The 19,056-nt window shown below is 66.0% G+C and carries 20 protein-coding genes; 13 read left to right on the top strand and 7 right to left on the bottom strand.

Going from position 1 to position 19,056, the window contains the following annotated elements:
* Positions 1 to 119 precede the first annotated feature (119 nt).
* Positions 120 to 1,328, bottom strand: coding sequence for a methyltransferase (locus tag NKF27_RS08410; RefSeq protein WP_253556044.1), 1,209 nt, complete (start codon positions 1,326 to 1,328; stop codon positions 120 to 122).
* Between the two features lie 339 nt (positions 1,329 to 1,667).
* Between NKF27_RS08410 and NKF27_RS08405 the strand changes: the two genes are divergently transcribed.
* Positions 1,668 to 2,951 carry a ChaN family lipoprotein gene (locus NKF27_RS08405; protein WP_253556043.1) on the top strand — a complete coding sequence of 428 codons (1,284 nt, stop codon included), beginning with the start codon at positions 1,668 to 1,670 and terminating at the stop codon, positions 2,949 to 2,951.
* An 11-nt stretch (positions 2,952 to 2,962) separates the two neighbouring features.
* Here the strand turns inward: NKF27_RS08405 and NKF27_RS08400 are convergent, their stop codons facing one another.
* Complete coding sequence (locus NKF27_RS08400) at positions 2,963 to 3,496, bottom strand: DUF523 domain-containing protein (protein ID WP_253556042.1); 534 nt, start codon at positions 3,494 to 3,496, stop codon at positions 2,963 to 2,965.
* Positions 3,497 to 3,624: 128 nt separating this feature from the next.
* Positions 3,625 to 4,236 (bottom strand): HdeD family acid-resistance protein, encoded by a 612-nt coding sequence (locus NKF27_RS08395; RefSeq protein WP_253556041.1) that lies wholly within the window; start codon positions 4,234 to 4,236, stop codon positions 3,625 to 3,627.
* 166 nt (positions 4,237 to 4,402) lie between these two features.
* Between NKF27_RS08395 and NKF27_RS08390 the strand changes: the two genes are divergently transcribed.
* Entirely contained in the window at positions 4,403 to 4,681 is a 279-nt protein-coding gene (locus tag NKF27_RS08390; RefSeq protein ID WP_045994272.1) for a peptidylprolyl isomerase, read from the top strand.
* A 206-nt stretch (positions 4,682 to 4,887) separates the two neighbouring features.
* On the opposite strand, the gene NKF27_RS08385 is transcribed toward NKF27_RS08390, so the two are convergent.
* Positions 4,888 to 5,340 (bottom strand): cupin domain-containing protein, encoded by a 453-nt coding sequence (locus tag NKF27_RS08385; protein WP_253556040.1) that lies wholly within the window; start codon positions 5,338 to 5,340, stop codon positions 4,888 to 4,890.
* Between the two features lie 384 nt (positions 5,341 to 5,724).
* Here NKF27_RS08385 and NKF27_RS08380 point away from each other — a divergent pair, with 384 nt between their 5' ends.
* The 4 genes from NKF27_RS08380 to NKF27_RS08365 all read left to right on the top strand — a co-directional run bounded on the left by NKF27_RS08380 (position 5,725) and on the right by NKF27_RS08365 (position 9,467).
* Positions 5,725 to 6,270, top strand: a complete 546-nt coding sequence (locus NKF27_RS08380) for a cytochrome b (protein ID WP_045994270.1) — start codon at positions 5,725 to 5,727, stop codon at positions 6,268 to 6,270.
* A gap of 166 nt (positions 6,271 to 6,436) precedes the next feature.
* Positions 6,437 to 7,369: an ABC transporter ATP-binding protein gene (locus NKF27_RS08375; protein ID WP_253556039.1), complete on the top strand. Its 933-nt coding sequence runs from the start codon at positions 6,437 to 6,439 to the stop codon at positions 7,367 to 7,369.
* Entirely contained in the window at positions 7,366 to 8,127 is a 762-nt protein-coding gene (locus NKF27_RS08370) for an ABC transporter permease (protein WP_108132729.1), read from the top strand. Before NKF27_RS08375 ends, NKF27_RS08370 begins: the two co-directional genes overlap by 4 nt.
* A gap of 221 nt (positions 8,128 to 8,348) precedes the next feature.
* Complete coding sequence (locus NKF27_RS08365; protein WP_253556037.1) at positions 8,349 to 9,467, top strand: nucleoid-associated protein; 1,119 nt, start codon at positions 8,349 to 8,351, stop codon at positions 9,465 to 9,467.
* Position 9,468: 1 nt separating this feature from the next.
* On the opposite strand, the gene NKF27_RS08360 is transcribed toward NKF27_RS08365, so the two are convergent.
* Both NKF27_RS08360 and NKF27_RS08355 read right to left on the bottom strand, forming a co-directional pair.
* A complete protein-coding gene (locus tag NKF27_RS08360; RefSeq protein WP_253556035.1) occupies positions 9,469 to 10,266 on the bottom strand; it encodes a metallophosphoesterase in 798 nt (265 codons plus the stop codon).
* 22 nt (positions 10,267 to 10,288) lie between these two features.
* Positions 10,289 to 10,999 carry a LysE family translocator gene (locus NKF27_RS08355; RefSeq protein WP_367399258.1) on the bottom strand — a complete coding sequence of 237 codons (711 nt, stop codon included), beginning with the start codon at positions 10,997 to 10,999 and terminating at the stop codon, positions 10,289 to 10,291.
* 164 nt (positions 11,000 to 11,163) lie between these two features.
* Here NKF27_RS08355 and NKF27_RS08350 point away from each other — a divergent pair, with 164 nt between their 5' ends.
* The 6 genes from NKF27_RS08350 (at position 11,164) to NKF27_RS08325 (ending at position 16,826) form a co-directional block, all read left to right on the top strand.
* Positions 11,164 to 12,081, top strand: a complete 918-nt coding sequence (locus NKF27_RS08350) for an NAD(P)-dependent oxidoreductase (RefSeq protein ID WP_253556033.1) — start codon at positions 11,164 to 11,166, stop codon at positions 12,079 to 12,081.
* Positions 12,082 to 12,166: 85 nt separating this feature from the next.
* Positions 12,167 to 13,012, top strand: coding sequence for a MoxR family ATPase (locus NKF27_RS08345; protein WP_108132724.1), 846 nt, complete (start codon positions 12,167 to 12,169; stop codon positions 13,010 to 13,012).
* The gene (locus tag NKF27_RS08340) at positions 13,012 to 14,190 is read left to right on the top strand and encodes a VWA domain-containing protein (protein ID WP_253556032.1); all 1,179 of its coding nucleotides are present in this window, start codon (positions 13,012 to 13,014) and stop codon (positions 14,188 to 14,190) included. The genes NKF27_RS08345 and NKF27_RS08340 overlap by 1 nt, the downstream gene beginning before the upstream one ends.
* Before the next feature lie 157 nt (positions 14,191 to 14,347).
* Positions 14,348 to 14,980: a hypothetical protein gene (locus tag NKF27_RS08335; RefSeq protein WP_253556030.1), complete on the top strand. Its 633-nt coding sequence runs from the start codon at positions 14,348 to 14,350 to the stop codon at positions 14,978 to 14,980.
* Complete coding sequence (locus NKF27_RS08330) at positions 14,977 to 15,783, top strand: DUF3307 domain-containing protein (RefSeq protein WP_253556028.1); 807 nt, start codon at positions 14,977 to 14,979, stop codon at positions 15,781 to 15,783. The genes NKF27_RS08335 and NKF27_RS08330 overlap by 4 nt, the downstream gene beginning before the upstream one ends.
* Before the next feature lie 20 nt (positions 15,784 to 15,803).
* A complete protein-coding gene (locus NKF27_RS08325) occupies positions 15,804 to 16,826 on the top strand; it encodes an N-acetylmuramoyl-L-alanine amidase (RefSeq protein WP_253556027.1) in 1,023 nt (340 codons plus the stop codon).
* A 19-nt stretch (positions 16,827 to 16,845) separates the two neighbouring features.
* Here the strand turns inward: NKF27_RS08325 and NKF27_RS08320 are convergent, their stop codons facing one another.
* Positions 16,846 to 17,439 (bottom strand): helix-turn-helix domain-containing protein, encoded by a 594-nt coding sequence (locus NKF27_RS08320; protein ID WP_045994260.1) that lies wholly within the window; start codon positions 17,437 to 17,439, stop codon positions 16,846 to 16,848.
* Between the two features lie 302 nt (positions 17,440 to 17,741).
* Here NKF27_RS08320 and NKF27_RS08315 point away from each other — a divergent pair, with 302 nt between their 5' ends.
* Positions 17,742 to 18,953: a benzoate/H(+) symporter BenE family transporter gene (locus NKF27_RS08315; protein ID WP_253556026.1), complete on the top strand. Its 1,212-nt coding sequence runs from the start codon at positions 17,742 to 17,744 to the stop codon at positions 18,951 to 18,953.
* The last annotated feature ends 103 nt before the right edge of the window (positions 18,954 to 19,056 follow it).

The raw sequence follows: 19,056 nt of genomic DNA, 5'->3' as shown, positions 1-19,056 counted from the left end.
ACACGGCCCCGGACCGTTCAAGTGTCCGGGGCCGTCTCGTCTCGACCACCACGGCAGCGCCAGTACCCAGGTTTTCCGCGCCTGCGGGAACGTCGCGACCGGCTGGTGATCTCGCGGCCTTACGTCGGTTGCGCCACCAGGGCAAGATTACGCGGGGTAAGCGCGCGCGGGCAGAACTGGCTCAGACTGACCTCGAAGCCGGCCTCCTCGAGCCACAGGGCCCGGTCCAGCACCAGCCACACCTCCAGCGGCCGGCGAAACAAATGGCGCACCAGCTCGAGTCGATTGACCCGCTGAAGGCACGCTTCGCCACGACGTCGATAGGCGTCCCAGTCGATCCCGTCGGGCACGGTCAGTCCCTTCTCCCGGGCGGCCCAACGACAGAAGTCCTCGAAGCGCTCCGGCATCCTGCCGTAGGCCAGACTCGGCACCGCCAGATAGTCGTCGACTCCGCGCAGCCGGCGCTGAAGAGCATCGAAACCCAGTCGCCAGGCGTTCGCCTGTTCACGCTTGCGTCGCTCTCCCAGGCTGGCGGTCACGGTCTCCTGCACCGACAGCGCCAGCGCCTCTCGATCCAGCGACAGACCATGGCGCTCTGCCTGTTGCTGCGCCTGACGCGACAGGGGGCGATAGATCTTGTCACGGGTGCGCTGGTAGCAGCAGGGAGCCAGACTGATCGCCACCTTCTGTTCACGTGCCAGCTCCAGCAGGCGCACGTGAAGATCGCCACAGGCATGCAGCGCCACCACCCGATCGGCGTCACCGAGGTGTCGGCTCACGCTGGGCGCCATCACGTCCTGCTCGACCAGCGTCACCTCCAGTCCCTGCCGCTCGGCCAGCGCCTGGCCGCTTTCGCACAGCGCCGGCTGCCACTCCAGCGCGCAAATGGAGCCGTCGTGTCGCCGCGCCAGCAGACGCGAAAGATGTCCCTTGCCGGCACACCACTCCACAAGCCGCTGCCCCTGGCCGACCGCCACCTGGGGCGCAAAGGCCAGCATCTGCTGCCACTTGCGACCTCCCACGTGGGCCGCCCACGCCTCGGGCGCCTGGATCGGCGGCGCTCCATCGGGAACCCTGACCAGGCGCGCCAGTTCATCCACCGGTAGCCAGGCGGCCAGCGGCGAGCCATCGAAGGGGCGTTGCTGCAAGCGCTGACACCGATCATCATCCAGCGCCTGCAGGCAGGCGGCGATATCAGCGGCGGGCGCCCGCTCGGGCCAGGGAGCCCCGGCATGGGTAAAGGGCGCCGGCGACCAGAGCCAGTGCCAGTCGGCAAGCAACCGGGTCAAGGCCTCGAGGCGCTCGGCGTGGGGCAAGGGAGTGTTCATGCAGTCGCGAAGATCATGGTGGCTAAAGGTAGGTGTTGGGCGATGGACAGTGGACGGCGTGCGTCATGGTACCAGCAGGCCGCAGGCGGGACATCGATCAAGCGATGGGCAGGCCACACTGGATCGTCGGCGCCGGGGCGGCTAGCCTGAACCTTTTCGACTCTCGCTTCGGTCTGGTTTCGACTTCGCTCCGGTCCGAAGCTGCGCTGGTTCCGCTCTTGGTTCACTCTTGGTTCTCTCTTGATTCACGCTGGATTCACGCTCGATACACTGGCCCCGCTCATGCCCCTTCTGCGATTTCGACCGTCACACCACTGCTCTCTCCCGCGCCGATGGGCGATGCCGAGGCTGGCTACTCTGGCGATGCTGTTGGTGCTCGGCCTCGATGCCCAGGCATCCTGCACCAGCACTGCAACAGGCGCTGGCCTAGCGCCCGGCGACTGGATCGCGCCCGGTGACGCTCGCGCCCATACGGCTCCGGCGATGGGCTGGCCGATGCTCGCCCGCCAGCAGGTGGTTCTGCTGGGTGAACAGCACGATCGTCCCGAGCACCATCGTTTCCAGCTGGCAAGCCTGGCCGCCCTGCACGCCCATCATCCGAATCTGGCCATTGGCCTAGAGATGCTGCCGAGGGAAAGCCAACCGGCACTGGACGCCTGGATCGCCGGTGACATCGATGAGGCCGCCCTGCTCGAGCAGAGCCAGTGGTACCGCTACTGGGGCTTCGACCCCGAGCTGTACCTGCCGGTGCTGCGCTTTGCCCGGGACCAGGCGCTGCCGCTGAAGGCACTGAACGTCACCCCTGAGCTGCGCCAACGGCTGGTCGAGGATGGCGTCTCCACACTGCCGCCGGCACAACGCCACGGCATTCCCGAACCCGTACCGGCCATGCCGTCCTACCGTGAACGGCTCGAGGCGAGTCTCGAGGAACACGCCCTGGAACTTGCTGGCGAAGGCTTTGGCCAAGGCTTCGGCGACGACATGATCGACGGTTTCGTCTACGCCCAGCAGGTGTGGGACATGGCCATGGCTCAGAGGCTCGCCGCCCTGGTCGAAGATGGCCACCTGGTGGTGGGCCTGGTGGGAATGGGTCACGCCAGCCACGGCGAGGGAATCGAGGCACAGCTCGAGAGCCTGGGTATCGCCGATGTCGCGAGCCTCTTGCCGCTGTCTGCCGACGACGCCTGCGAGGCCGAAGCGGGACTTGCCGACGCCGCCTTTGTGGTACGCGAAGACAAGCACAACGAGGGGCCGCCACTCGGGGTAGGTGTCGAATCAAGCGAGGACCGACCGGGCCTGGTGGTGACCGAGGTGATACCGAACAGCCCCGCCGAGGCTGCGGGACTGCGCGTCGGCGACCGCATCCTGAGCTTTGCCGGGCGTGACATCGCGCATCCCTACCAGCTCAAGGCACTGGTGCCTCGCGTACTGCCAGGCACCCAGGCCAGCATCACGGTGACGCGCGATCACCAGCGCCAGACGCTAACGGTGAGTTTCCCGATCGTGGAACCCGCTCTGGACGTCGAGCGAGGTGAGGGGACTCGACAACACCAGCGACCAGAACTGCAACAAAAGCAGCAACATGAGCAGCAACAAGAGCAGGAGCAGCTGCCTCAAGAATAGCGCTCCGGCGTTCAACGCCGCCGGTCGGTATCCAGCTCATCCAGACGGCGAGCCAATTCCTCTAGCTGATGCGGGGCGAAGACCTCGATGCCGGCATCGCGCAACAGCGCGGCGGTCACGCCTTCACCGGCGATCCTGCTGCCACTGAAGCGACCATCGTACACCTGGGTGCTGCCACAGGACGGACTGGCATCGGTCAACAGCGCCAACCGGCAGTGGTAGCGCCTGGCGGTGGCAAGCGCTCGCCTGGCGCCCGCCACAAAGGCCTCGGTGGGATCACCGCCGTCGATGTCGACGATCCTGAGTTCGCCTGCCAGCACCTGAGCGCCGCTGCCTCCTGCGATCTCCGCCGCGGGCCGCGGTGTGGGCAGGCCTCCCGCCACCTCGGGGCACACCGGCACCAGCCGTCCCTGGTCACGCCATTGGGCCAAACGCTCGTCGCCGAGCCACTTGTGCCCGGCGTCATATCGCACCGGATCCCCGAGCAGGCAAGCGCTGACCAGAATTCGCTCGCCCTCGAACATCCTTCGTCTCACTGCTTCCATCTTGCTGGCACCGTCTCTCTGGCCCATCGACATTCTGACATTCGACCGCCCATGCTGCAGGTCCCGACCCTCGTCTGATCTCACCACTGGCCTGCGTGGTAGCGACACGGATAGTGCCAGCACAACACTCACACGCTCTTCCCGGCCTGATCCGTCTCAGAATCGACGGCTGTCCTGCCCAGCGACCGCACCCGAAATGACAGCCACAGCAGCAAGGCGCCAAACAGTATCGCATAGAGCGCGATCAACCAGAGCATCGCCAGTGCGCCCGCTCCCGGGGTGGCAATCAGCACAACGCCAAACAATATCGAGGCCGCGCCGGCGAGACCCAGCAACCACTCTCCTCGCATCTCGCGGCGCAGGCGTATGGCGGTCACGATCTGAGCGACACCGGTGATGATCGCCCAGATGGCGATGAACATCAGCAGCACCATGGCGGTAACCCCGGGTGCGACGAAGGTCACGATACCGATCGCGACACTCGAGAGCCCCCACAGCAGCAGCCACAACCAGTGGTCATTCTGGCGCCGTCCGGCCAGGGCTGTGACGATACCCAGCACCCCATCGACGATGGCGTAGCCGCCGAACAGCAGAATCAGTACCGCTATGGTCGCGCCCGGCTGAAACCAGGCCAGCAGGCCGAACACGATGGCGGCTACGCCACGCAGCGCGAGCACCCACCAATGGCGGGCCAGCAGTCCTGCAAGGCGGGCGGGATCGGTCGTGTAGATAGCGGTCATGGCGTCATTCCTGTGCGAGGTCGTCGAAAGGGGCATGGATACACCGCCGTTCAGCCTAGCCCAGACTGCAAAATTATGCCGTTTGCGCCATGATGCCCGCTGCGTCTCGGCGTGCTAAGCTCGCCGATCGCCACCTGCAACAGTTACCATTTTTCAGGAGTATCCCATGGTCCAGGCCACCGCCCGCCACATCCTCGTCGACAGCGAAGAAAAGTGCCAAACCCTCAAGACCGAGATCGAGAACGGTCGTGATTTTGCCGAGGTTGCCCGCGAGCACTCCTCCTGCCCGTCCGGCCGCCAGGGCGGCGACCTGGGCAGCTTCGGCCCCGGCCAGATGGTGCGTGAGTTCGACGAGGTCGTCTTCTCCGCCGACCTCAACAAGGTGCAGGGCCCGGTGAAGACCCAGTTTGGTTATCATCTGCTGGAAGTCACCAGCCGCGGCTAGGCTTGCCAGAAAGGCGCCTACGCCTGGCGACCTTTCGACCGAGCCTCAGACCCGCCTGGGTAGCAACGACAACGCCGCGAGAGATCGCGGCGTTGTCGTGTCGGCGTGTCGAATAATCCGCAGGGCACGATCCGAGCGGGGCTATCAGAGCGATACCGTCAGAGCGATACCGTCAGAGCGACGCTATCAGAGCGACACTGACAGGGTCATTCCACCCGGGTCAGGGGGTCGCCCCGGGTGTGGATCATCACCACGATCAGTTCCGCCGGTGTGTCGTCGCTGGCATTGACCAGCTGTACGTGGCGCACGCCCTCGGGTTCTCGCCATTCGTCTCCGGGGCCAAAGCGTTCTTCTTCCCCGCCTTCGAGCTGCGAGATCACCTCGCCGGTGGCCACCTTGACGTAGGCCGGCCCTGCGTGACGGTGAGGCGGCAGGCTGGCCCCCGGGTCCAGAGTGACCAGCACCATGGTCGAGATCAGATTCGAGTCATCGGACACCCACTTCTGCTGCATGATGTTCTGGGACACGCTCGGTGTCACCTGCTCGCCCGCCTGCGCCGACGCTCGGGGCGAGACCGCGACCATCAGCGCCAGGCCGAGCCCCAGCAGCACCAGCGAACGCCAGGGTGACTGCGCCAGCGCCACTGCCCTGCTCGCCATTGGCTGACTTGCCATTGCACTGCTGGCCAATGCACTGCTTGCCATAGTACCGCTTGCCATAGCACCGCTTGCGATTGCTCTGCTTGCCATTGCTTCAGCCACATTTTTTTTATACGCCAGGGGGGACACTCGAGCCATGGATCAATCCTCTTGCCGAAGACGCCGTCGAATTGGGAATCCTTGAGTAGCGCTACGGCGGCCTTCCTTACACCAGTCTGTCCAACGCACATCGTCGAACGGTGTGTTCCACGCTTGATTGCCGGTTCTTGCACACTCCCTTGGGAGAATTCACCCGTCTGGGCCGCTGGGCTGGGTTAGCCTAGGCAAAAAACAAGAACCCATGGACCGCGACGCTATCTGTAATCCGATGATGAGGACACCCCTATGCCGATCACCGACACTCCCGACCGTTACGGCAGCATCAGCCGTTTCTTCCATTGGGCCATCGCCGCGCTGGTGGTGTGGCAGCTCGTTACCGCCAGCGCCAGGTTCCTGTTTGAGGACTCCTGGCTGGATGAACTGCTGTGGGGCAGCCACAAGCCCGTGGGATTGACGATTCTGGTACTGATGCTGCTACGCGTGAGCTGGGCGCTGATCAACCAGCGGCGTCGCCCGGCACGGGTCAACCTGGCGTCGCACCTTGGCCATGTCGCGCTCTATGGACTGCTGATTCTCATCCCCTCCATCGCGCTCCTTCGCCAGTACGGCTCCGGCCGCGCCTTCTCGCCTTTCGGCATCGAACTGATGGCCGGCTTCGAAGGAGACGAGATCGCCTGGATGGAGGCCCCCGCCAACCTGCTCCATGGCTGGCTGGGCTGGGCCCTGTTCGCCCTCGCTCTCGGCCATGTGGTAATGGCAGTGCTCCATCGCGTCAGCCGCCACAGTCCCGACGTGCTGCCGCGGATGACCAACGTCACCCCACGCGACTGAGACGCGCCGGGACGGCGCCCGACTGTGTGCAGATCAGAGCGGTCGCGCTAGGATGGGCGGGGTCAATCGATAAGGACGTCTCCATGCCTCGCCCGCATCCCTCAGCATCTCTATCCGCCCGGGTCGCACCCGGGCGGCCTGTACCTGCCGCCGAAGGGGCCCAGACATGAGCGCCCCGATCATCGACGTCAAGGGACTGACCAAGGTCTACAACGGCGGTTTCGAGGCGCTCAAGGGCATCGATCTTGAGATTCGTCGCGGCGAGATCTTCGCCCTGCTCGGACCCAACGGCGCCGGCAAGACCACCCTCATCAGCGTCATCTGCGGCCTGGTCAATCCGTCCTCCGGGCGTGTGCTGGTCGATGGCCATGACATCCTCGACGACTTCCGCGCCGCCCGCTCGCGCATCGGGCTGGTGCCCCAGGAGTTGACCAGCGAGGCCTTCTCCACCGTCTGGGATACCGTCTCCTTCAGCCGCGGCCTGTTCGGCAAGCCGAAGGACCCGGCGCATATCGAGAAGGTACTGCGCCAGCTGAGCCTGTGGGAGAAACGCAAGAATCGCCTGATCACCCTGTCCGGCGGCATGAAACGACGAGTACTGATCGCCAAGGCGCTGGCCCACGAGCCCCAGGTGCTGTTTCTCGACGAACCCACCGCCGGGGTCGACGTCGAACTGAGGCGCGACATGTGGGGGGTGGTACGTGGACTCAGGCAGAGCGGCGTCACCATCATCCTCACCACCCACTACATCGAAGAAGCCGAGGAAATGGCCGAGCGCATCGGCGTGATTCGCGCAGGCGAACTGGTGCTGGTCGAGGACAAGCAGACACTGATGGCGAGCCTGGGGCGCAAGGAGCTTACCCTGCACCTGCGCGAACCGCTCTCCCAGTTGCCCGAGGCGCTTGCCCACCGCAGCCTGACCCTGGCCGATGACGGCCACGCCCTGGTCTATCGCTACGACGGTGCCGACGACGGCGAAGGCGCCATCGCCGACCTGCTGGGCGACGTCGACGCCGCCGGCATCACCTTCAAGGACCTGCACACCCGTCAGAGCTCGCTGGAAGAGATCTTCGTCAATCTGGTCAAGGAACGGACATGAACCTCACCTCGGTCAAGACGCTGTATCGGGCCGAAATGGCCCGCAGCCTGCGCACCATCCTGCAGAGCGTGGTCTCTCCGGTGCTGTCGACCTCGCTGTACTTCGTGGTGTTCGGCTCGGCCATCGGGTCACGCATCAGTGAGGTCGAGGGCATTCCCTACGGGGCCTTTATCGTGCCTGGCTTGATCATGCTGATGCTGCTGACCCAGAGCGTCTCCAACGCCTCTTTCGGGATCTTCTTTCCGCGCTTCTCCGGCTCCGTCTACGAAATCCTGTCGGCGCCGATCTCGCCGCTGGAGATCGTGCTGGGCTTTGTCGGCGCCGCCGCCACCAAGTCGATCGTCCTGGGGCTTATCGTGCTGGGTACCGCCAGCCTGTTTGTGCCCTTTACCATCGAGCATCCACTGATGATGCTGCTGTTTCTGGTGCTCACCGCCCTGACCTTCAGCCTGCTCGGCTTCATCATCGGTATCTGGGCCGACGGCTTCGAGAAGCTCCAGCTGGTGCCCCTGCTGGTGATCACCCCGCTGACCTTCCTCGGCGGCACCTTCTACTCCATCGACATGCTGCCACCGCTATGGCAGACGGTGACCCTGTTCAATCCGGTGGTCTATCTGGTGTCGGGCTTTCGCTACAGCTTCTACGGGCTCGGTGACGTCAGCGTGTGGATCAGCCTGGGCATGATCCTGTTGTTCATGGCCGTGGCCCTGGTGGTGATCCACGCCATCTTCAGAAGCGGCTATCGACTCAAGCCCTGAATCCAGGGACCCTTTCGACCCAACGGAGCAAGGGAAGCGCTGAAGAAATGTCGCGAGCGAAGAGAGGTCAGCTGCCGCCGGAGCGGAAAGTTTCGATTTTACATACAGTTAAATGAGAAGCTTGAACACCGCCGGCGGCCGAGATGTCGAGCGCAGCAATTTATGCAGTGGTTCCCAATTGCGTTATCATCTGCCGCCGCCCCCCTGCCCACGAGGTCCCCATGCCGATATCCGCCTGTGTCATCCAGCGCCTCGACAAGAGCGCCAGCGACAGTCCGGCAACCCTTGTGCCCGCAAGCGAACTGCATCCCGACAGTGACGCCCTGGACAGCCTGGTCACCCGCCTGACCGATGCCTACCACGGCAAGGCCAAGCGCTGGGGACGGCTCAATGAGCATACTGTCGCGGTGAGCGAGGTCGAGCAGGACGCTGTGGGCGCCAGCGATGCCGCTGTTGACGAGCCCCCGGCTGATGATACCCCGCCTTGGGACGACGCCGCGGCTGAACCCACCGGCCCGGTCGCCACGTCCAGCCGCTTCCCGGCCGAGTTCAAGGCCTACCTTCAGGACGAACGCGACCTGCAGACGCTCGCGGCGTCTCTGGGTGAAGCGATCAAGACACTGGTCGACGACCACCTGCCCACCGGTGGGCACCTGATCCTCGCCGACCAGCGCCAGGGCGAAACCCGCCACCTGTTTCTGGCGCTGGTGCACCATCGTGACGGCTTCGTCATCGGTGACGACGGCCGCGTCGCCATTACCGGTCAGGTCAACCACAGCCAGATGTCGCTGGCCTTTCGCCTCAACCTGACCCAATGGCAGGAAGGCGGCCCGTCGAGCCAGTATCTGTCACTGCTGGCCGACCGTGGTGCGCGCAAGCTGGCGGACGACCTGCAGGCGCTGCTCGGCGCCAGCGAAGGGGTCGACCCCAAGAGCGAGACCCGCACCCTGCTCAAGGCGTTCAGCGATTACGTGGAGCGCGAGGACATGGCCGAGGAGACCTCCCGCGAGAAGACCGACGCGCTGATCGACTACGCCCAGGATCAGGCCAGCCGTGGTGAGGCCATGACCCTGGACGAGCTGTCCGCGCTGGTGGACGACGACAAGCCGCGGGCCTTCTACGAGCACATCCGCAACGCCGACTACGGGCTGTCGCCGGAGATTCCGCCGGACAAGCGCACCCTGAACCAGTTCCGCCGCTTCACCGGCCGCGCCGAGGGCGTCTCGATCAGCTTCGACTCCCATCTGCTCGGCAACAGCATCGAGTACGACGAAGAGCGCGACCGGCTGATCATCAAGAAGCTGCCCAACAAGCTCAAGGAACAGCTCCAGGGCGGCTAGTTCAGGCCTGCCGGGATTCCGACGCCATGCTCTCGACCTCGACCACACGATCCAGGCGCAGGTCATCCTCGGGGCGCTCGCCGGGATAGCCGCCGGGCACGGCCACCACCCGGGTGTCCCCCACCGTCAGCATCACCGGGTCGTGGACATGGCCGTGGACCCACAGCGCCACGCCCTCCATCAGCGACTCGAGGCGCGAGGCGAAGGCCGGCGACAGCGGGTCGCCCTGATAGTGGGCGGGAATGCACTCGGCCAGGGGGGCGTGGTGGCTGACCACCACCGTGGCACCGTCAAACGGCCTGGCGAGCTCGGCCTCCAGCCAGGCCCGGTTCTCGCGGTGCAGCTCGACGCTGCGTTCCGGCGAGAAGACCTCACCTTCGGGTTCTTCGATGATCGCGAAGTCGGGCATCTGTCGCAGTGCCGCGGACAGCGTCTCGGTGGGAATGTCCTGCGGGTCGGGACGCTCATCGTAGAGCGCGAAGTCGGTCCACAGTGTCGTACCCAGAAAGCGCACGCCGCCGAGTTCCAGCCGTGCGTTGTCGAGCAGGTGAATGCCAAGCTCCCCGGCCCGTGTGGCCATCTCCCGGCGCAGGGCGCCCATGCGGTGCTTGTAGAATTCGTGATTGCCCGGCACATAGATCACCGGCTGATCCGCAAAGCGCCTGGCCGCCCACTCGAGCCCCTTGAGCCCGAGGTGAATGTCCCCGGCCAGGATGACCGCGTCGGCTTCGATCTCCGGTAGCTCGCGATCTCCGTCGAAGTGTTCCAGGTGCAGGTCGGACAGTATTCTCAGGCGCATGGTGTCGCCTCCCGGTTCCCGGCTAGAGGTTACGCTCGGTCAGGGCAAGCCTCGCGCCCAATCCCACGAACAAGGCACCCAGCCCTCGTTCACACCATAGCCCAAGCCTGCGACTGCCGCGCAGGGCCTTGGCCAGCCTGGCCCCGGCGATCACCAGCGGAGGCTCGACCACGGCCGCCACCAGGATGATGGCCAGCCCGTGCAGCGCCAGCTGCAGGCTGACCGGCCCTGCCCCGTCCACCACGAACTGGGGCAGGAAGGCCAGAAAGAAGATCGCGACCTTGGGATTGAACAGCGAGATCATGATTCCCTGGCGATAGATGCGGGTGCCGCTGGCAGGCACCACAGGCGCTGCGGCGTCGTCCTCTGTCCCCCGCGCCAGCAGCGACTTGAGCCCCAGCCACACCAGATAGGCGGCACCCAGCCACTTCACCAGACTGAAGGCCAGCGCCGACGTGGCGAGGATCGCCGACAGACCCAGCGCCGCCATGACGACGTGCAGCCCCGCCCCGCTCCATACCCCGAACATGGCGGCAAAGCCGCCACGGCGGCCATGGCGTGCGGTCTGGCCCAGCACGTAGGCCATGTCCGGCCCCGGGGAAAGGTTGAGCAGCAGCGCCGCCGACAGAAACGTGACCCAGTGGGCCAGGGAGTACTCGAGCATCGCGGTCTTGGCCTGGATAAAGATGGAGTGTCGAATAAAGGAACACGCCAGACGCCCCGATGGGGGCATGGGGTGAATCCCCAGACTAGGTCGCGCGTCCGGGCGCGTCCACACTATCAGTTGAGGGAGCACGACCGACTGACGCATGCTAGACGCTTCCCCCCACTCACGCCCCCCCCTGGCACTGGCCAACCGGGGTGTCACGACCACCCGCCCCTGCACAGGAGTTCGTCATGCCGCTTCCCCGCTCGACCACATCATCTGCGCTGCCTCGCCTCGGCTTTATCGGTATCGGCCTGATGGGCGATCCACTCAGCCGCCGGCTGGCCGAGGCCGGGCATCCGTTGACGCTGTATAACCGCACCCGGGCCAAGGCCGAGGCGGTGGCCGCCGACACCGGTGCCCGGGTGGCCGACAGCGTCACCGAGCTGACCGCCGAGGTGGACGTGATCCTGAGCTGCGTGGCCAACACCGAGGTGCTGCGCGAGGTGATGCTCGGCAGCGACGGCGTCATCGCCCGGGCGCGACCGGGGCAGCGCATCATCGACATGACCAGCGCCGACCCCGCCGCCACTCGGGAGCTGGCCCAGGCCGCCAGTGAGGCGGGCGTCAGCTGGGTGGATGCGCCGGTCTCCGGCGGCGTGGCCGGCGCCGAAGCGGGCAGCCTGGCGATCATGTGTGGTGGCGACGCGGCGGACGTGGAGGCGGCCAGGGAGGTCCTCGCCCCGCTGGCCTCGCGTATCACCCATATGGGACCGGTGGGCTCGGGCCAGGTCACAAAGCTGTGCAATCAGCTGCTGGTCGGCTGTACCACCGCCGCCATCGCCGAGATGGTGGCGCTGGCCGAGGCCAGCGGAGTGGACGCCAGTCGGCTGCCCGACGCCCTGGCCGGTGGCTTCGCCGACTCGACGCCCTTTCGCATGCTGACCCCGCGCATGGCCAGTCGCGACTTCGAGGCGCCGAGCTGGCACCTGCGCACCCTGCTCAAGGACGTCGACATGGCCACCGCCCAGGGCCATCGTCAGTCCAGCGCCACCCCCATGGCGGCCCTGGCCGCCCAGCTGATGCGCAGCCGGCTCGCCCGCGGCGAGGGTGAAAAGGACCCGGCGACACTGATTCGCCTGTATCGAGACGACGACGCCCAGCACTGACGCCGAGGATTGTTCCGCCCACAGGGCTACCGTACACTCGTTTGAAATCACTTCGTTGCCACTTCGCTATTCAGGATCCTCGCCCATGGCGTTTGACTCGACTTCCACCTACGTCGCCACGGATGCCCTCAAGCAGGCCGTCAATGCCGCGGTGACGCTGAAGCGCCCGCTGTTGATCAAGGGTGAGCCGGGCACCGGCAAGACCTTGCTGGCCGAGGAGCTTGCCGCCTCGCTCGGCACCCGGCTGGTCACCTGGCACATCAAGTCCACCACCAAGGCCGCCCAGGGGCTCTACGAGTACGACGCGGTCAGCCGCCTGCGCGACTCCCAGCTCGGTGTGGAAGGCGTCGACAATGTCGCCAACTACCTGCGCCCGGGCAAGCTGTGGGAAGCCTTCACCGCCGACGAACGGGTGGTGCTGTTGATCGACGAGATCGACAAGGCCGACATCGAGTTCCCCAACGACCTGCTGCAGGAACTCGATCGCATGGAGTTCTTCGTCTACGAGACCGGAGAGACCATTCGCGCCCGTCACCGGCCCATCGTGGTGATCACCTCCAACAACGAGAAGGAGCTGCCCGACGCCTTCCTGCGCCGCTGCTTCTTCCACTACATCGAGTTTCCCGACCGCGCCACCATGGAGCGCATCGTCGCGGTGCACTTCCCGGATATCGCACCGCGGCTGGTCAGCCAGGCGCTGGAGGTGTTCTTCGAGCTGCGCGAGGCGCCGGGGCTCAAGAAGCGCCCGTCGACCTCGGAACTGGTCGACTGGCTGAAGCTTTTGATGGCCGACGAAGTCGCCCGCGAGGCCCTGAGCCAGCGTGATCCGGCCAAGAGCCTGCCGCCGCTGGCCGGCGCCCTGGTCAAGAACGAGCAGGACACCGCTCTGCTGGAGCGCCTCGCCTTCATGGTGCGGCGTCAGGGTCGCTGATGTTTCTCGATCTGTTCGACACCCTGCGCCGCCACCAGGTGCCCGTCTCGTTGCGCGAGCTGCTGGATCTGCACGCCGCCGTCGAAGCCGGCGTAGTATTCGCCGATATCGACGACTTCTACCAGCTGGCGCGTACCGTGATGGTCAAGGACGAGCGCCACTTCGACCGTTTCGATCGCGCCTTTGCCGCCTGGATGGGGTCGGTGGAAGGCCTCGATGCGGCCATCGATGCGTTGATCCCGGACGAATGGCTACGCCGTGAATTCGAGCGTCAGCTCAGCGACGAGGAGAAAGCTCAGATCCAGTCGCTGGGTGGGCTTGAAAAGCTGATCGAGACCTTCAAGCAACGCCTGGCCGAGCAGAAGGAGCGCCACGCCGGCGGCAACAAGTGGATCGGCACCGGCGGCACCAGCCCCTTCGGCGCCTACGGCTACAATCCCGAGGGCGTACGCATCGGCCAGGATGGCTCGCGCCATCGGCGTGCGGTCAAGGTCTGGGACGAGCGGCGCTTTCGCGACTACGACGACGACCAGGCGCTGGGGCCGCGCAACATCAAGATGGCGCTGCGTCGCCTGCGTCGCTTCGCCCGCCAGGGGGCGCTCGAGGAATTCGACATCGACGCCACCATCCGCGATACCGCACGGGACGCCGGTCTGCTCAACCTGCGCATGCGCCCGCCGCGTCACAACGCGGTCAAGGTGCTGCTGTTTCTCGACGTGGGCGGGTCCATGGACGACCACATCCGCGTCTGCGAGGAGCTGTTCTCGGCGGCGCGCTCCGAGTTCAAGCAGCTGGAGCACTTCTACTTCCACAACTGCCTCTACGAGGGCGTCTGGCGCAACAACGCCCGACGCCACAAGGAGCGCTTCTCGACCTGGGAGTTGATGCGCACCTACGGTGCCGACTATCAGGTGGTGGTGGTAGGCGATGCGTCGATGTCGCCCTACGAGATCACCCACCCCGGCGGCAGCGTGGAGCACTTCAACGAGGAACCGGGCGGGGTCTGGCTCAGGCGCCTGGCCGAGCGCTACCCACGGCTGGTCTGGCTCAACCCCAACCCGCCGCGCTATTGGGAGTACACTCCTTCGACCCGGCTGATTCGCGAGCTGATCCACGAGCGCATGTATCCCATGACGCTGGAGGGACTGGATGAAGCGATGCGCGAACTGGCGCGCTGACCATGGTGTTGCTGGGGGACCGGACAGTTGGCACCACCTCGCCGTCGCCCGCAATAACCACAACAGGCAATTTCGTGAGAAAATAGCCGAAAAAAGCTATAAATAGGCGTAATAGGTCTCTAGCGCTATCCGCGCTCACCACGGAGCCATCCGCGTCATGTCCGATCCCATCATCGCTGTACTCACCGGCGACCTGATTGCCTCTCGTCAACGTGATCGCGAGGCCCTCTACCGCTGCCTCGATGACACCCTCGGGGCCCTGGCCAGACGCCACGACGGCGACTTCCACCGCTTTCGTGGCGATGGCTTCCAACTGGCCATCCGCCAGGGCGACCGGGGCCTTGAGGCAACGGTGGCATTGCGCGCCAGCCTGATCGGCCAGAGCCCAGCCCACGAACGCTGGGACGCCCGTATCGCCGTCGCCCGGGGCCCGGCGGGCTGGGTCCCGGGCGCCCCCCTGGCCGACGCCGATGATCCCCCCTTCATGGCCTCAGGGCAGGCCCTGGACGGTCTGTCCGCCAATGGCGCTCACCTTGGCTTCGACCCGTCCGGGACCACCGCCGAGTCGCTGCTGATACGCTATCTCGACGAGATGATCGACGCCTGGTCCAGCCCCTCCGCTCAGGTGGTGGCCCTCAGCCTGGCCGAGCCCGAGCTGACCCAGGCCGAGATGGCCGACCGACTGGGCATCCGCCAGCCCAGTGTCCACAAGCGCCTGAAGACCGCCCGTTGGGTACTGCTGAGCGATACCCTGGCCTGTCTGGCGTCGGCGGCGCAGGAGCGCACATGAACACTCTGGTCCTGGATCTCGCACCAGCGTCATCGTCGTCGCTGTCGCTTCTACTGGCCCTGCTGCTGGCGCACCTGCTTGGCGACTTCGTGCTGCAACCGGACCGCTGGGTAGCGGATAGACAGGCCCGCGGCATACGCAGTCCCTCTCTGGCACTGCATGCTCTGGTGCATGCCGTGCTTGCCTGGCTTGCGCTGTGCGCCTTGCGGTCTGTCGGCGGTATCGACGACGGCATCGATGCCACCTTGGCGGCCATGATGCTGGGGCTCGCCCACTGGACGATCGACGCCGCCAAGGCCAAGGCGACGCGACGCTGGCCCACTCGGCAACTTGGCCTGTTCATGCTCGACCAGGGCCTGCACGGCGCGACCATCGTGGTGGTGTGGCTGTGGCTCGTCGGTAGCCTGTCGCCACTGACAGCGATGCTTGCACACCTGAGTACACCATCCTCGCTGCTCCTGCTGCTCGCCTATCTGCTGGTCACCCGGCCCATGGCGGTCGCCATCGCCCTGGCCATGGCCCCCCTGGCTCGACAACTCAAGGCACCCGGTACGCTCGATCGGGCCGGCGCCCGCATCGGCATCCTCGAGCGCCTGCTGGTACTGACCCTGACCCTGCTCGACCAACTCACCGCCGTCGGCTTTCTGCTGGCGGCCAAGTCCGTGCTGCGTTTTGGTGACCTGAAGGAGAGCCGAGACCGCAAGTTGACCGAGTATGTGCTGCTGGGAACCCTGGCCAGCGTCACCAGCACCCTGGTGCTTGGCCTGCTGGTGCGACTGTGGCTCGGAGGCCAAGGCGGATGACAGAACGGATGCCAAAGTGCATGACCAGGTGGACAACGAAGGCGACAAGGAAAAACGCCACGGTCTTCGTGACTGCGCCGGGGCATCGCCGCGATCGACGCAGACCTGGACTGATCGTCGGTACCCTGCTTGTTTCACTGCTGGGGCTTGCCGGCTGCGACCTTGCCGGCGGCCTGGCCACCGAGGCGCTGATCCAGCGGGGCCCCGCCCTGGAGCCGCGCGACGGCTATGTGGTGGACCATCGCCATCCGGCTCGGGGCCACAATAGCCGCGTGCACTTCCTGATCCTGCACTACACCGACGAGAACCAGGCCGACTCCCTGCGCGCCCTGACCGGGCCCCGGGTATCGAGCCACTATCTGGTGCCGCTGCCCACGCGACGCCTGCAGAACACCCCGGTGGTGTTCCAGCTGGTGCCCGAGAGCCGCCGTGCCTGGCACGCCGGCGCCAGCCGCTGGGGAAATCGCGTGGGGCTCAACGACACCTCCATCGGCATCGAGATCGTCAACCAGGGGCCCGATCGCCCCTGGGTCGGCAGCGAGCTAGATGCCCCCGAGGGCCCGGTGCGCTGGGCAAGCTACCCCGATGACCAGCTCAACGCCTTGATTCCGCTGGCCCGGGATATCATCGAGCGTCACCGAATCGCCCCGGAGCACGTGCTGGCGCACTCCGACGTGGCACCGCTGCGCAAGCTCGACCCGGGGCCGGCCTTTCCCTGGCGCAAGCTTCACGAGGCCGGCATCGGCGCCTGGCCCGAGGCCCCGCGCGTCGCCCACTACCGCAGCCGCTTCGAGCGTGAACCACCGGCGCTGATCGAATGGCAGCGGGCGCTGGCCGCCTGGGGCTACGGGATCGAAGCCAGTGGCGTGTGGGATGACGCCAGTCGCGCCACCCTGCGGGCCTTCCAACTGCACTTTCGACCGGCGAACTTCGATGGCCAGCCAGACGCCGACAGCGCGGCAAGGCTATGGGCCCTGCTCGAGCGCTATCGACCCGAGGCGCTGGAGCAATTGGAACAAGGAGCGCAACGGAAAGCACTCTGACGACGTGACGGGACGAGCTTCAACCGGAACCGTCGCTGGCGGCACCGGGTAGATAGTGGATCACATCGTGAAAGCGCAGCGTCCCCGGCCCCTCATTGCGCATCAGGTGGGGACGATCGGCGAAGAAGCGCAGCCCCTCCCCCGCCTTCAACAGATGCCAGTCGTCGTCGATCGCCAGCACCAGCTCGCCCTCCACCACCACCAGATGCTCCACCACCCCCGGCGCATGGGGACTCGAAGCGCTCTCGGCGCCTTCGGCCAGCTCGATCTCGAACATCTCGAAACCCAGCATGGGATCATAGGGAAACAGCAGCTTGGCGCGCATGCCGGCGCTGTCCCTGCCCCATACCGAATCGTCGATACTCACGCGCCGTTCTTCCAGGGGGCCGTCCATGGCCCGTGTCGGGCTCCCGAACAGCGACGAGAAGCTGACCCGAAAGCCGCTGGCGATACGCCATAGCGTGGCGACGGTGGGACTCGACTCGCCACGCTCGATCTGGCCGAGCATGGCCTTGCTGACGCCGGTTTCGCGAGCGGCACGCTCGAGACTCCAGCCCTGAGCCTGGCGCAGTCCCTTCAGGGTGGTGGCGATATGGTCGGCAATATCCTGCATGGCGGCCTCCAGAAAGGTCGGCCCAGTATACGCAAGGTTTACGCCGCTGGCCCGCCGTCGCTTGCGGTCAGCACACCACACCTTACGCGCCACGCCTCCTGCCTCTTGTTCCTCGTCCCTATTCTCTCGCCTCTTGTCCCTCGTCCCTCGTCCCTCTTCTCTCTTCTCTCTTCTCTCTTCTCTCTTCTCTCACTTCAGCATGCTTGTGCGTTATAACGTCCACTGCTAGCCTTGGACGTTATAACGCACAAGCACCAATGTACCCGCTCCGCGGTTTTCCCTGGCTTTTTCTGGACCGTCTCATGAAAGCTTCGCCCAGTTCACTGGCCGCCAAGGCTGGCCAGACGCATCGCCCGAAAGTGCTCGACGACCTTCATCCCTCCACGCTGGCCGCCGGGTTCGCCGCGGTCTTGATCGGCTACGCCAGTTCCGCCGCGATCATCTTCCAGGCGGCCCAGGCCGCCGCTATCGATCAGGCCCAGATCGGCTCCTGGATGTGGGCCCTGGGCATCGGCATGGGTGTGACATCGCTGGGGCTGTCCTGGCGCTATCGCATGCCGCTGCTGACCGCCTGGTCGACGCCCGGGGCGGCGTTGCTGGTGACCCAGTTGCCCGGCGTGCCCTTCGACCAGGCCGTCGGTGCCTTCCTGCTGTCATCGCTGCTGATGCTCGCCGTCGCCGCCAGCGGCCTGGTCGAGCGCATCATGGCGGTGGTGCCGGCGTCGATCGCCTCGGCCATGCTGGCCGGCATCCTGTTGCCCTTCGTGCTGGAAGTCTTCACCACCGTGCAGACGGACCCCTGGCTGCCGCTGGCTCTGCTGGGTGTATGGATGCTGTGCCACCGCCTGGCGCCACGCCTGGCCATCGTCACGGTCCTGGCCGCGGGGGTGGCGCTGTGCCTGGGCCGCGGCGACTTGAGTCTGGCGGGTGTTGCCGTGAGTCTGACCCGTCCCGCCTGGGTGACCCCGGCCTTCGATCCTGTGGTGTGCCTGGGTATCGGCATACCGCTGTTCGCGGTCACCCTGACCACCCAGAACCTGCCGGGGTTCGCCATGGTCAGAAGCGCGGGCTTTACGCCGCCGGTGGCGGCAAGCCTGGGGGCCACCGGCCTGGCGTCGCTGCTGATGGCACCCTTCGGTGGCCACGGCGTCAACATGGCGGCGATCAGCGCGGCCCCCTGCCTTGGCGAAGAGGCCCACCGCGAGCCTGGGCGACGCTACACCGCCGGCATTGCGGCGGGAATGGGCTATCTGCTGCTGGGCGCCCTGGGGGCGACGGTGGCGTCGTTGTTCGACGCCCTGCCCAGCGCCATGATCGCGGTGGTGGCGGGACTTGCGCTGATGGCCACCCTGGGCGGTGCGCTACGTACCGCCTTCAGCGACGGCGACAACCTGGACGCGGTGCTGGTCACCTTCGCCATCACCGCATCGCCATTGACCCTGGCGGGCATCGGCTCGGCCTTCTGGGGCCTGGTGGCGGGGCTGATCGTGCTGAGACTGCAGCGCAGGCGCTGAGTCGGGGGCGGTAGAGATTGCGGGAAGGATGCTGCGGGGGCGGCCGCTCAGGCGGCGATGGAAGAATCACAAGACAAGGGAAGAACCACAGGAGCAGCCGCCG

This window comes from Halomonas sp. DN3, from assembly GCF_024137905.1.
Taxonomy (GTDB): Bacteria; Pseudomonadota; Gammaproteobacteria; order Pseudomonadales; family Halomonadaceae; genus Halomonas; species Halomonas litopenaei.
The sequence above is the reverse complement of the archived record's forward strand: the minus strand, read 5'-3'. Positions and strand labels throughout refer to the sequence as shown.

Excerpts from the sequence above, each read along its gene's own strand:
- NKF27_RS08410 (WP_253556044.1), bottom strand. The coding sequence starts at position 1,328 with ATGAACACTCCCTTGCCCCACGCCGAGCGCCTCGAGGCCTTGACCCGG.
- NKF27_RS08405 (WP_253556043.1), top strand. The coding sequence starts at position 1,668 with ATGCCGAGGCTGGCTACTCTGGCGATGCTGTTGGTGCTCGGCCTCGAT.
- NKF27_RS08400 (WP_253556042.1), bottom strand. The coding sequence starts at position 3,496 with ATGGAAGCAGTGAGACGAAGGATGTTCGAGGGCGAGCGAATTCTGGTC.
- NKF27_RS08395 (WP_253556041.1), bottom strand. The coding sequence starts at position 4,236 with ATGACCGCTATCTACACGACCGATCCCGCCCGCCTTGCAGGACTGCTG.
- NKF27_RS08390 (WP_045994272.1), top strand. The coding sequence starts at position 4,403 with ATGGTCCAGGCCACCGCCCGCCACATCCTCGTCGACAGCGAAGAAAAG.
- NKF27_RS08385 (WP_253556040.1), bottom strand. The coding sequence starts at position 5,340 with ATGGCGAGCAGGGCAGTGGCGCTGGCGCAGTCACCCTGGCGTTCGCTG.
- NKF27_RS08380 (WP_045994270.1), top strand. The coding sequence starts at position 5,725 with ATGCCGATCACCGACACTCCCGACCGTTACGGCAGCATCAGCCGTTTC.
- NKF27_RS08375 (WP_253556039.1), top strand. The coding sequence starts at position 6,437 with ATGAGCGCCCCGATCATCGACGTCAAGGGACTGACCAAGGTCTACAAC.
- NKF27_RS08370 (WP_108132729.1), top strand. The coding sequence starts at position 7,366 with ATGAACCTCACCTCGGTCAAGACGCTGTATCGGGCCGAAATGGCCCGC.
- NKF27_RS08365 (WP_253556037.1), top strand. The coding sequence starts at position 8,349 with ATGCCGATATCCGCCTGTGTCATCCAGCGCCTCGACAAGAGCGCCAGC.
- NKF27_RS08360 (WP_253556035.1), bottom strand. The coding sequence starts at position 10,266 with ATGCGCCTGAGAATACTGTCCGACCTGCACCTGGAACACTTCGACGGA.
- NKF27_RS08355 (WP_367399258.1), bottom strand. The coding sequence starts at position 10,999 with ATGCCCCCATCGGGGCGTCTGGCGTGTTCCTTTATTCGACACTCCATC.
- NKF27_RS08350 (WP_253556033.1), top strand. The coding sequence starts at position 11,164 with ATGCCGCTTCCCCGCTCGACCACATCATCTGCGCTGCCTCGCCTCGGC.
- NKF27_RS08345 (WP_108132724.1), top strand. The coding sequence starts at position 12,167 with ATGGCGTTTGACTCGACTTCCACCTACGTCGCCACGGATGCCCTCAAG.
- NKF27_RS08340 (WP_253556032.1), top strand. The coding sequence starts at position 13,012 with ATGTTTCTCGATCTGTTCGACACCCTGCGCCGCCACCAGGTGCCCGTC.
- NKF27_RS08335 (WP_253556030.1), top strand. The coding sequence starts at position 14,348 with ATGTCCGATCCCATCATCGCTGTACTCACCGGCGACCTGATTGCCTCT.
- NKF27_RS08330 (WP_253556028.1), top strand. The coding sequence starts at position 14,977 with ATGAACACTCTGGTCCTGGATCTCGCACCAGCGTCATCGTCGTCGCTG.
- NKF27_RS08325 (WP_253556027.1), top strand. The coding sequence starts at position 15,804 with ATGACCAGGTGGACAACGAAGGCGACAAGGAAAAACGCCACGGTCTTC.
- NKF27_RS08320 (WP_045994260.1), bottom strand. The coding sequence starts at position 17,439 with ATGCAGGATATTGCCGACCATATCGCCACCACCCTGAAGGGACTGCGC.
- NKF27_RS08315 (WP_253556026.1), top strand. The coding sequence starts at position 17,742 with ATGAAAGCTTCGCCCAGTTCACTGGCCGCCAAGGCTGGCCAGACGCAT.